Raw genomic sequence first — 11,479 nt, 5'->3', positions numbered from 1 at the left:
GCCGAAAACCGCGTAACTCATTGTTTACCAAGGAGTTTTCCGTTTCGACTGCGCCGGAAGTGGGGCGAATTATAGGCCTTCAAAATCTGCCGTCAACCCAAATCTTCACATTTCTGTCATATAGGCCAAAAAAGCCCGTAAACACGAAGGCCGACCTCAAGAGGTCGGCCTTCTGCCCTTCTACTTACAAGCTAGGGAATGCGAATTGCGAAGCCTCATGGCTCGCCCGTTGCGGCCAACGCTGGGTAATCGCCTTGCGACGGGTATAGAACCGCACGCCATCCGGACCATACGCATGCAGATCGCCAAACAGCGAACGCTTCCAGCCGCCAAAGCTGTGATAAGCCACTGGCACCGGCAATGGCACGTTGACGCCAACCATACCCACTTCAATCTCATCGCAGAACAACCGCGCCGCTTCCCCATCACGCGTGAAGATACAGGTGCCGTTGCCATACTCGTGATCGTTGATCAGTTGCATTGCCTCTTCCAGGCTGTTGACCCGGACGACGCACAGCACCGGCCCGAAGATCTCTTCTTTATAAATGCGCATCTCTGGCGTGACGTTATCGAACAGGCAGCCACCCAGGAAGAACCCTCCCTCATGACCGGCAACGCCCAGGCCACGACCATCCACCACCAAGGTCGCCCCTGCTGATACACCGTCTTCTATATAGCCAGTGACTTTATCGCGAGCCTGTCCAGAAACCAGCGGCCCCATATCCAGACCGCAAGTGGTACCCGCACCGATTTTCAGCGCCTTGATCTGCGGCACCAGTTTGGCCACCAACGCATCCGCCACTTGATCGCCAACGCAAACGGCTACCGAAATCGCCATGCAGCGCTCACCGCACGACCCGTACGCCGCGCCCATCAGTGCGCTGACGGCGTTATCCAGATCCGCATCCGGCATCAATACCGCGTGGTTCTTCGCCCCGCCCAGCGCCTGGACGCGTTTGCCGCGCCTGGTGCCTTCGGCGTAAATGTATTCGGCAATCGGCGTCGAACCGACGAAACTCAGTGCTTTGACTTCCGGCGCTTCAATCAAGGCATCCACCGCAGCCTTGTCGCCATGCACCACACTCAACACGCCTTTCGGCAGGCCGGCTTCCAACAGCAACTGAGCAATCAGCAGCGTCGAGCTTGGATCGCGCTCGGAAGGCTTGAGAATAAAGCAGTTGCCGCAGACGATCGCCAGCGGGTACATCCACAGCGGCACCATGGCCGGGAAGTTGAACGGAGTAATACCGGCCACCACGCCCAATGGCTGGAAATCCGACCAGGCATCAATGTTCGGCCCAACGTTACGGCTGTACTCGCCCTTGAGAATTTCCGGTGCAGCACAGGCGAACTCGACGTTCTCGATCCCGCGCTTCAATTCACCCGCTGCATCTTCCAGCGTCTTGCCATGCTCTTCACTGATCAGTTGTGCAATGCGAGCTTCATTCTGTTCCAGCAATTGTTTGAAGCGGAACATCACCTGAGCGCGCTTGGCCGCTGGAGTGTTACGCCAGGCCGGAAACGCAGCTTTGGCCGAATCGATGGCTTTTTGAATGGTTTCACGGCTGGCCAATGACAGCTTGTGGATCGCCTGACCGGTGGACGGGTTGAACACGTCGGCCGTACGACCGTCTTCGGTCACCAGTTCGCCATTGATCAAATGCGGGATAAGGCTCATGCAGGGCTCCTGAAAGTTGTCCACAGGCGCCCGCAGAAGGACGCCACTATAAAGAGAGAAAAAATCAGTCGATTTTGTTCAGCACTTCGCCGACGGCGTCGAACAAGCGATCGAGGTCTTGCGGCTTGCTGTTGAAGGTTGGGCCGAACTGCAGGGTGTCGCCGCCGAAGCGCACGTAGAACCCGGCTTTCCACAAGGCCATGCCGGCCTCGAACGGCCGCACAATGGCATCACCGTCGCGAGGCGCAATCTGGATGGCGCCAGCCAACCCGTAGTTACGAATGTCGATGACGTTCTTGCTGCCCTTCAAACCGTGCAGGGCATTTTCGAAATGCGGTGCCACTTCCGCCACGCTCTGCACCAGGTTTTCCTTTTGCAGCAGGTCGAGTGCCGCCAGGCCCGCGGCGCAAGCCACCGGATGGGCGGAATAGGTGTAGCCGTGGGGGAATTCCACCGCGTACTCAGGCGTCGCCTGATTCATGAAGGTTTGGTAGATCTCGGAGCTGGCAATCACCGCGCCCATCGGGATCGCGCCGTTGGTGACTTGTTTGGCAATGCACATCAGGTCCGGCGTCACGCCAAAGCTGTCGGCGCCGAACATCGAACCGGTACGACCGAAACCGGTGATCACTTCATCAAACACCAACAGGATGTTGTGCTGATCGCAGATTTCGCGAAGACGCTTGAGGTAACCCTGCGGCGGAACCAGAACGCCAGCGGAACCGGCCATTGGTTCGACGAATACCGCTGCTATGTTCGATGCATCATGCAGTTCGATCAGCTTGAGCAGTTCATCGGCCAGGGCGATGCCACCTTGCTCCGGCATCCCACGGGAAAACGCATTGCTCGCCAGCAACGTGTGCGGCAGATGATCGACGTCCATCATCGCCTGACCGAACAGTTTGCGGTTGCCGTTCACGCCGCCAAGGCTGGTGCCGGCGATGTTCACGCCGTGATAGCCACGAGCGCGACCGATCATTTTGGTTTTGGTGGCCTGGCCTTTCAGGCGCCAGTAAGCACGCACCATTTTCACCGCCGTGTCTGCACACTCGGAACCCGAGTCGGTGAAGAACACGTGATTCAGATTGCCCGGGGTCAGGTCGGTGATTTTCTCAGCCAACTGGAACGACAGCGGGTGACCGTACTGGAAGCCTGGCGAGTAATCGAGCGTGCCCAACTGCCTGGCTACCGCGTCCTGGATTTCCTTGCGGGTGTGCCCGGCGCCGCAAGTCCACAGACCAGAGAGCGAATCGTAGACCTTGCGGCCCTTGTCATCTGTCAGCCAACTGCCCTCGGCAGCCACGATCAGTCGCGGGTCGCGCTGGAAATTGCGGTTCGCGGTGTAGGGCATCCAGTGAGCATCGAGCTTAAGCTGGCTGGCCAGGGAAGTCGGGGCGTTTTCAGGCACGTTCATGGGCAAAACCTCGCAGAGCAATAAGCGGCGTGAAGATGAAAAGCGTTCTTGCAGCTAAATTGCCACGGGGATAAAGTCGGTGAAATCCAACTTTTCTAACCTTCAGTCAGTCAACCACTAAACTTTGAGTAAACAAGGCATGAGCAGCCGTCGTCCCGATCCACTGGCGCAAGTCAGTGACTTTGATATCCGCCTGTTGCGGATTTTTCGCAGCGTCGTGGAATGCGGCGGCTTCTCTGCGGCGGAATCGGTGCTGGGTATCGGTCGCTCGGCAATCAGCCAGCAGATGAGCGATCTGGAACAGCGCCTCGGCTTGCGTCTGTGCCAACGCGGGCGCGCCGGTTTTTCCCTGACCGAAGAGGGCCGCGAGGTTTACCAATCGGCGTTGCAGCTATTAAGTGCGCTGGAAAGTTTCCGCACCGAGGTCAATGGCCTGCACCAGCATTTGCGCGGTGAATTGACCATCGGCCTGACCGACAACCTGGTCACCCTGCCCCACATGCGCATTACCCATGCCTTGGCACAATTGAAGGAACGCGGCCCGGACGTTCAGATCCAGATCCGCATGATCGCGCCCAATGAAGTCGAACAAGGCGTGCTCGACGGGCGCTTGCATGTCGGCGTAGTGCCGCAAGCCAGTGCACTGTCGGGGCTGGAATATCAGCCGCTCTACAGCGAACGTTCGCTGCTGTATTGCGCAGTCGGCCATCCATTGTTCTACGTCGACGACAAACAACTGGACGATGAGCGTCTCAATAGCCAGGACGCCATTGCCCCAACCTTCCGTTTGCCCGCCGAGATTCAGGCCCATTACCAGGCGCTTAATTGCACCGCCAGTGCGTCGGATCGCGAAGGCATGGCATTTCTGATTCTGACCGGGCGCTACATCGGTTACCTGCCGGATCATTACGCCAGCCTCTGGGTGCAACAAGGCCGTTTGCGTGCGCTGAAACCCATGGCACGTTTTTATGACCTGAGCCTGGCATCGGTCACACGCAAGGGACGTCGGCCCCACTTGGTACTGGAAAGTTTTCTGGAGAGCCTGGCCGCAACGCGCTGAACAACTGAAGATTCTTGTGGGAGCCGAGCTTGCTCGCGATGGCTGCTTAACATTCAGCATCGATGGTGACTGACCTGGCGCCATCGCGAGCAAGCTCGGCTCCCACAGGGATTGCAGTGGTCAAGGTTTTATCGTGTCGGGACTTGTCTGCGACCTGCGGGTGCGCTATCAACGCATCTGGTTGCACCCATCTACCTGTTCGGAAGTGCCTATGACCTTTGAAGTCCCAGCCCACGGCGCAAAACCCGCCAGCCGCATTCGTCAGAAGAACGAAGAGACCATCATCAAAGCCGCCGAAGACGAATTCGCCCGTCACGGATTCAAAGGCACCAGCATGAACACCATCGCGCAGAAGGCCCGGTTGCCCAAAGCGAACCTGCATTACTACTTCACCAACAAACTCGGTTTGTATGTGGCGGTGCTGAGCAACATCCTTGAACTCTGGGACAGCACTTTCAATACCCTCACGGTCGAGGATGATCCGGCCGAAGCGTTGACGCGATACATTCGCGCAAAAATGGAGTTCTCCCGGCGCCAGCCACAAGCTTCGAGGGTCTTCGCCATGGAGGTCATCAGCGGCGGCGAATGCCTGAGCGAGCATTTCAACCAGGACTACCGCACCTGGTTTCAGGGCCGGGCCGCAGTGTTTCAGACCTGGATCGACGCCGGCAAAATGGACCCGATCGACCCGGTGCATTTGATCTTCCTGCTGTGGGGCAGTACCCAGCATTACGCCGACTTTGCCACGCAGATCTGCCGTGTCACCGGGCGCAGCAAGTTGACCAAGCAAGACATGGACGATGCTGGCAACAACCTGATCCGCATCATTCTCAAAGGCTGCGGCCTGACGCCTCCTATCTAAGATTTCTATGCCTTTTACCCTCAGCGGTTTTTGCCAATACCGCGAAGAGATTCGCAAAAGCCGCTTCATCACCCTCGCCGCGCCGATTACCCGTGCAATTGAAGCTCAAGCGTTCATCGAGCAACACAGTGATTTGAACGCCTCGCACAATTGCTGGGCATGGAAACTCGGCAATCAATATCGCAGCAACGATGATGGCGAACCCGGCGGCACCGCTGGCCGACCGATTCTGGCAGCAATCGAGGCGCAGGATTGCGATCAGGTTGTGGTGCTGGTGATCCGCTGGTATGGCGGCATTCAACTGGGCACCGGTGGCCTTGCCCGGGCCTATGGCGGCGGTGCCAACAAATGCCTGCAAGGGGCGCCGAAGGTCGAGCTGATCAGCCGCGTGCCGGTCAGTTGTGCCTGTGCATTTGGCGAGTTGGCGCTGGTGAAGCTTCGGTTAGCGGAACTGGGCGGTTTGGTCGTGGAAGAAACCTTCACAGCCAATGGCGTGGACCTGCAATTGGCGATCGGCGAGGGACAGATAGAGGCCTTGCAAACGCAGCTGGCGGATTTGAGTCGTGGGCGCATTTTGTTGCGGCGTTAGAAGGTCAAAAGATCGCAGCCTTCAGCAGCCGACCATATACATCCGTAAAAACGCAATCCCGGAGTGCTGCCGAAGGCTGCGATCTTTTGGGGCGCCCCGGTTTTCTTTATTCACGATACTTGCCCACATCTGCTGTGCACCCGGCTGTGGATAACCTGAGCACATTGTGCTGTAACCCTTCTGTCATGCGGCTTTGCGGGCTTTGCTCATTTTTCATCCAACTCTTCTGCGGCAACGTTTATTCCACGTGAAAACAATCAGTTAGAGCGGTTTATCGCCTTTAGAAGAAAGCCACTCAACGCTTATGCCTCCGCGCTCGTGTTGCGCACAAATACTGTGGAACAACCTGTGGATAACCCGTTCATGGCTGGCGCAGCCCCATGTCCGACATAGCTTGCAGGTTACTGCTCGTTTTTTGATCAACTCACCACGGGCAAAACCGGAGCCTGATCAAAGAGCGTGCGCTCAAATGGTGCCTGATTCGCAATTGGAATAAGGCGAGTCAACGTCCACAGCCCCGATGCCAGCAAGGTTCTGCCTATTTCCTGACTCAATGGCCAGGAAATTGCTTTATCCCCAGGTATACCTTCTGTCGACCTGAGCCTGTCATGCCCAACCCCGTGCCGATCCCCGATCAAATACCGCGCCTGCAATTGCGCAGAATCAGCAAACGTTATCCCGGCTGCCTGGCCAACGACGCCATCGACTTGAGCATTGCCCCTGGTGAGATCCACGCCCTGCTCGGCGAAAACGGTGCGGGCAAAAGTACCCTGATGAAGATCATCTACGGCGTCACTCACGCCGACTCAGGGGAAATGATCTGGCAGGGCCAGCGGGTGAGCATGCGCAACCCGGCCCAGGCTCGCAGCCTGGGGATCGGCATGGTGTTCCAGCATTTCTCGCTGTTCGAAACCCTGAGCGTGGCGCAGAACATCGCGCTGGCGATGGGCGCGGCGGCGGGTACGCCGAAGCAGCTCGAACCGAAGATTCGTGAAGTGTCCCAACGCTACGGCATGGCGCTGGAACCGGAGCGACTTGTCCACAGCCTGTCCATCGGCGAGCGTCAACGGGTAGAAATCATTCGCTGCCTGATGCAGGACATCCGCCTGTTGATTCTCGATGAGCCGACGTCGGTACTGACTCCGCAAGAAGCCGACGAGTTGTTTGTCACGTTGCGCCGACTGGCCGCCGAGGGCTGCAGCATTTTATTTATCAGCCACAAGCTGGGCGAAGTGCGCGCGTTGTGCCACAGCGCTACGGTGTTGCGCGGCGGTCGGGTGGCCGGGCATTGCGTGCCGGCGCAGTGCTCGGATCGGCAACTGGCGCAATTGATGGTTGGTGAAGCCGCCGAGCTGATCACCGAGTACCCGAAGGTCGTGGGTGCTGATGCGTTTTTGAGTGTGACGGGGTTGTCCTGGCATAACCCGGACCCATTCGGCTGCTCGCTGAAGAATATTGATCTGGACGTACGCAGCGGCGAAATCGTGGGAGTCGCCGGGGTGGCCGGCAATGGCCAGGATGAGTTGCTGGCCTTGCTCAGTGGTGAAGAACGGTTACCCCGCGATGACAGCGCAACGATCAGTTTCGGCGGGCAACCGGTGGCGCATCTGCGGCCGGATGCACGACGCAAACTTGGCCTGGCGTTCGTCCCCGCCGAGCGTCTGGGTCATGGCGCGGTGCCGGAGCTGAGCCTGGCAGATAACGCTCTGCTCACCGCGTTTCAACAGGGGCTTGTCAGCAACGGGCTGATCCAGCGCGGCAAGGTCCAAGCGCTGGCCGAAGACATCATTCGCCGCTTCGGGGTCAAGACACCTGATGCCTTGGCGCCTGCTCGCAGTCTGTCCGGCGGCAACTTGCAAAAATTCATCCTCGGCCGGGAGATCCTTCAACAGCCTGAATTACTGGTGGCCGCGCACCCGACCTGGGGCGTGGACGTCGGCGCGGCCGCGACCATTCACCGGGCGTTGATTGCCTTGCGCGATGCCGGCGCGGCGATCCTGGTGATCTCCGAAGACCTCGACGAACTGTTCCAGATCTGCGATCGCCTCGGCGCCCTGTGCGGCGGTCGGCTGTCGCCATTGCAGGCCACTGTCGACACCCATCTGAGCGACGTCGGCGGCTGGATGGCCGGCCAATTCGACGCCCCTCAACCCCCTGCCCCCGTAGCGCTTTAACGGAGTTTCACATGCTGCTTTCTCTCGAACCCCGTGGTCAGCAATCGCGCCTGATGTTGTGGTGCTCGCCCTTGTTGGCGGCCGTGTTGACGCTGGGCTGTGGCTCATTGCTGTTTATCGCCTTGGGCCACGATCCGTTGCTGACCTTGCACACGCTGCTGATTGCACCGATCAGCGACTTGTATGGCGTCTCCGAATGGTTGGTCAAAGCGCTGCCGATTCTGCTCTGCGCATTGGGCCTGGCGGTGGCGTATCAGGCGCGGATCTGGAACATCGGTGCCGAAGGTCAGTTGCTGCTCGGCGCCCTCGTCGGCAGTGCGTTGGCAGTGAACGTCATTGGCTGGCAAAGCCGCTGGGCGCTGGTGTTGATCCTGCTCACTGGTACCCTGGCCGGCGCCGCATGGGCCGGGCTGACGGCGTGGTTGCGCACGCGTTTCAACGCCAATGAAATCCTCACCAGCATCATGCTCAATTACATCGCCCTGAACCTGCTGCTGTTCTGCGTCCACGGGCCGCTGAAGGACCCGGCCGGGTTCAACTTTCCAGAGTCGGCAATGTTCGGCGACACCAGTCGACTGCCGCTGTTGATGGCGGACGGCCGGGTTCACGCCGGGGTTTATTTCGCCCTGCTCGCGCTGGTGGCGGTGTGGGTGTTGCTGCAGAAAAGCTTTGTTGGCTTCCAGATCAAAGTGCTTGGGCTGGACAAGCGCGCCGCCGGTTTCGTCGGCTTTCGCGAGAAGCAGCTGATCTGGCTGGCGTTGTTGATCAGCGGCGGCCTCGCGGGACTGGCCGGAGTGTGCGAAGTCACCGGGCCGATCGGTCAATTGGTGCCGCAAGTTTCGCCGGGCTACGGCTATGCGGCGATCACCGTGGCGTTTCTCGGGCGGCTGAATCCCATCGGCATTCTATTTTCCAGCCTGTTGATGGCGCTGCTGTACATCGGTGGCGAGAGCGCGCAGATGGGCATGAACCTGCCGCAAGCCATCACTCAATTGTTCCAGGGGATGATGCTGTTTTTCCTGCTGGCCAGTGACGTGCTGATTCTCTACCGACCGCGTTTGAACCTGCGCTGGGTACGGAGCACTTCGACCACCGCCGTACACGCAGGTGCCTTGTGATGGATATCGATCTGCTGAGCAATATTTTCTACGCCATGATTCGCTGCGGTACGCCGTTGTTGCTGGTGGCGCTGGGCGAGCTGATTTGCGAGAAGAGTGGCGTCCTCAATCTCGGGCAGGAAGGCATGATGCTGTTTGGCGCGGTGATCGGTTTTATCGTCGCGTTGAACAGCGGCAATCTCTGGCTTGGCGTGTTGCTGGCGATGCTCGCCGGGATGCTGCTGTCGTCGCTGTTTGCCCTGGTGGCGCTGGTGTTCAACGCCAACCAGGTGGCGACCGGGTTGGCATTGACGATCTTCGGCGTGGGCCTGTCGACCTTTGTCGGCGCAGCGTGGGTTGGTAAACCATTGGCGGGTTTCGAGCCGCTGGCGATTCCGTACTTGAGTGAAATCCCGCTGATCGGGCGGATGCTGTTTGCCCAGGACTTGCTGGTGTACCTGTCGTTCGCGCTGTTCACGTCAGTGGCCTGGGTGATTCTGAAAAGTCGCGTCGGGTTGATCATTCAAGCAGTCGGCGAAAACCCGGATGCGGCCAGCGCCATGGGCTTGCCGGTGTTGCGCGTGCGCACGCTGGCGGTGCTGTTTGGCGGCGCGATGGCGGGGTTGGCCGGGGCTTATCTGTCCTTGGCGTACACGCCGATGTGGGCGGAAAACATGAGCGCCGGTCGCGGCTGGATTGCCTTGGCGCTGGTGGTGTTTGCCAGTTGGCGGGTGTGGCGATTGCTGCTCGGGGCGTATCTGTTCGGTCTCGCCAGCATCCTGCATTTGGTGGCGCAGGGGTTGGGGCTGGCGATTCCGTCGAGCCTGCTGGCGATGCTGCCGTATGTCGCGACCATTGTGGTGTTGGTGCTGCTGTCCCGGGATGCCGTGCGCACACGGTTGTATGCGCCGGTGTCGTTGGGGCAGCCGTGGCAGGCAGGGCATTAGGTGTTGGCCGTTCGGGCCTATTCGCGGGCAAGCCTCGCTCCTACGGATTTGAGTCGTTCATGTCATCGGCGAACTACACAAAACTTGTAGGAGCGAGGCTTGCCCGCGAAGACGCCCGAACAGGCAACGCTTGCGCCACGCCCCACGCCAATTCAAAGAACAGGAAAATCACCAGTACCGCGCTTGCGCCGTGGAGCAAGGCATACAGCTGCCAAGCCGAAAACAAAAACCTCCCCACCGCGTCATACCGCCCAAACACCTGCTGCGGATCACGAATCCGCAGCACCGCCCACACGCACACAATCGAACCCAACAGATTCGCCATCAGCATGTGCATCGGCTCGAACGGCGGTAGCTCGCCAGGCAAATTGAAAGTCTGACTCAGACTCAACAACAGGCCATGCAACGCCGCAAAACTCCATGGCGTCACAAAAGCAGCGGTCACGATCAGGTCGTACCACGCACTGCCACGCACCACTTGACGATACTGCGTTGAAGTCCACATCCGTCTTGCTCCATAAAATCAGGGAGCAACAAGGCTAAAGCCTGGAGTATGCTCCAGGGTCAAGCCTTCTCGAGACATCAAGATGCGCATCGGTGAATTAGCCCAGGCCAGCGCCGTCAGCCGCGACACATTGCGCTTTTACGAACAGCGCGGATTGATCGCCGCGCAACGTAGCGCCAATGGTTATCGCGACTATCCGGCGGAGATGGTGCAACTGGTGCTGTACATCAAGACGGCTCAGCGGCTGGGCTTTACCCTTGGCGAAATCGGCAGCAGTGTCGCCGCGTTGTGGCAGTCGCCCGACCCGGCCAATGCCGTTACCCAACTGCTGCAAGACAAACTGAATCTGATCGAAACCCGCATCGCCGAACTCGATGTCTTGCGTCAGGAACTGCAGCATCGGCTCGGTCAACGTTGTCCATTAAATCCGTGATTTTCATCCATCAAGGAAGCCATTCATGTCCAAGGCAAAAACCGCACTCATCATCGGTGCCTCCCGAGGCTTGGGCCTCGGTCTGGTGAAAACCCTGTTGGCCGACGGCTGGCAAGTCACCGCCACCGTGCGCAACCCGCAGGGCGCCGAATCCTTGCAAGCGCTGGGCAAGGTGCGGATCGAAAAACTCGACATGGACGATCAGCAAGCGGTCATCGCCCTGAGCCAAAAACTCAAGGGCGAAGTGTTCGACTTGTTGTTCGTGAATGCCGGAGTCAAGGGCCCGGAGGTCCAGACGCCGGGCGGCGCGACGTTGGCCGAGGTGGGGCAATTGTTCTTCACCAACGCCGTGGCGCCGATCAATCTGGCCCAGCGTTTCGTGGGGCAGATTCGCGATGGCAGCGGTGTGCTGGCGTTCATGAGTTCGGTGCTGGGCAGCGTGACCATGCCCGATGCGCCGGAACTGGCGCTGTACAAGGCCAGCAAAGCGGCGCTGAACTCCATGACCAACAGCTTCGTCACGCAATTGGGCGAACAGAAACTCACCGTGCTGTCGCTGCACCCGGGTTGGGTGAAGACGGACATGGGTGGCGAAGGCGCGGACATTGATGTGGACACCAGCACACGCGGCTTGATCGATCAGGTGAATGCGTATGCCGGCAAGGGCGGGCATCATTTTGTGAACTACAGGGGCGAGACCATTCCCTGGTAACACCACAG

The 11,479-nt window shown here is 59.1% G+C and carries 11 protein-coding genes; 8 read left to right on the top strand and 3 right to left on the bottom strand.

Annotation, left to right across the window (positions count from 1 at the left end; genetic code table 11):
- Nucleotides 1–184 precede the first annotated feature (184 nt).
- The gene (locus BZL43_RS11025) at nt 185–1,678 is read right to left on the bottom strand and encodes a CoA-acylating methylmalonate-semialdehyde dehydrogenase (RefSeq protein ID WP_095632336.1); all 1,494 of its coding nucleotides are present in this window, start codon (nt 1,676–1,678) and stop codon (nt 185–187) included.
- 64 nt (nt 1,679–1,742) lie between these two features.
- On the bottom strand, nt 1,743–3,092 hold the full coding sequence (locus BZL43_RS11020; RefSeq protein ID WP_095632335.1) for an aspartate aminotransferase family protein: 1,350 nt from the start codon (nt 3,090–3,092) through the stop codon (nt 1,743–1,745).
- Between the two features lie 139 nt (nt 3,093–3,231).
- On the opposite strand from BZL43_RS11020, the gene BZL43_RS11015 reads away from it, so the two are divergent.
- The 6 genes from BZL43_RS11015 to BZL43_RS10990 all read left to right on the top strand — a co-directional run bounded on the left by BZL43_RS11015 (nt 3,232) and on the right by BZL43_RS10990 (nt 9,821).
- Nucleotides 3,232–4,152 (top strand): LysR family transcriptional regulator, encoded by a 921-nt coding sequence (locus tag BZL43_RS11015; RefSeq protein ID WP_095632334.1) that lies wholly within the window; start codon nt 3,232–3,234, stop codon nt 4,150–4,152.
- A gap of 211 nt (nt 4,153–4,363) precedes the next feature.
- Nucleotides 4,364–5,014 (top strand): TetR/AcrR family transcriptional regulator, encoded by a 651-nt coding sequence (locus BZL43_RS11010; RefSeq protein WP_095632333.1) that lies wholly within the window; start codon nt 4,364–4,366, stop codon nt 5,012–5,014.
- 7 nt (nt 5,015–5,021) lie between these two features.
- The gene (locus tag BZL43_RS11005; RefSeq protein WP_095632332.1) at nt 5,022–5,603 is read left to right on the top strand and encodes a YigZ family protein; all 582 of its coding nucleotides are present in this window, start codon (nt 5,022–5,024) and stop codon (nt 5,601–5,603) included.
- Between the two features lie 608 nt (nt 5,604–6,211).
- Complete coding sequence (locus tag BZL43_RS11000; protein WP_095632331.1) at nt 6,212–7,777, top strand: ABC transporter ATP-binding protein; 1,566 nt, start codon at nt 6,212–6,214, stop codon at nt 7,775–7,777.
- An 11-nt stretch (nt 7,778–7,788) separates the two neighbouring features.
- Nucleotides 7,789–8,895 (top strand): ABC transporter permease, encoded by a 1,107-nt coding sequence (locus BZL43_RS10995; RefSeq protein ID WP_095632330.1) that lies wholly within the window; start codon nt 7,789–7,791, stop codon nt 8,893–8,895.
- Nucleotides 8,895–9,821, top strand: coding sequence for an ABC transporter permease (locus tag BZL43_RS10990; RefSeq protein ID WP_095632329.1), 927 nt, complete (start codon nt 8,895–8,897; stop codon nt 9,819–9,821). Before BZL43_RS10995 ends, BZL43_RS10990 begins: the two co-directional genes overlap by 1 nt.
- 73 nt (nt 9,822–9,894) lie before the next feature.
- Here the strand turns inward: BZL43_RS10990 and BZL43_RS10985 are convergent, their stop codons facing one another.
- A complete protein-coding gene (locus tag BZL43_RS10985; protein ID WP_095632328.1) occupies nt 9,895–10,326 on the bottom strand; it encodes a hypothetical protein in 432 nt (143 codons plus the stop codon).
- Nucleotides 10,327–10,408: 82 nt separating this feature from the next.
- Between BZL43_RS10985 and BZL43_RS10980 the strand changes: the two genes are divergently transcribed.
- Both BZL43_RS10980 and BZL43_RS10975 read left to right on the top strand, forming a co-directional pair.
- Nucleotides 10,409–10,759, top strand: coding sequence for a MerR family transcriptional regulator (locus BZL43_RS10980; protein WP_008069665.1), 351 nt, complete (start codon nt 10,409–10,411; stop codon nt 10,757–10,759).
- Nucleotides 10,760–10,784: 25 nt separating this feature from the next.
- The gene (locus tag BZL43_RS10975; RefSeq protein WP_095632327.1) at nt 10,785–11,471 is read left to right on the top strand and encodes an SDR family oxidoreductase; all 687 of its coding nucleotides are present in this window, start codon (nt 10,785–10,787) and stop codon (nt 11,469–11,471) included.
- Nucleotides 11,472–11,479: the final 8 nt, after the last annotated feature.

The organism is Pseudomonas sp. PICF141 (genome assembly GCF_002286815.1).
GTDB lineage: Bacteria > Pseudomonadota > Gammaproteobacteria > Pseudomonadales > Pseudomonadaceae > Aquipseudomonas.
The sequence above is the reverse complement of the archived record's forward strand: the minus strand, read 5'-3'. Positions and strand labels throughout refer to the sequence as shown.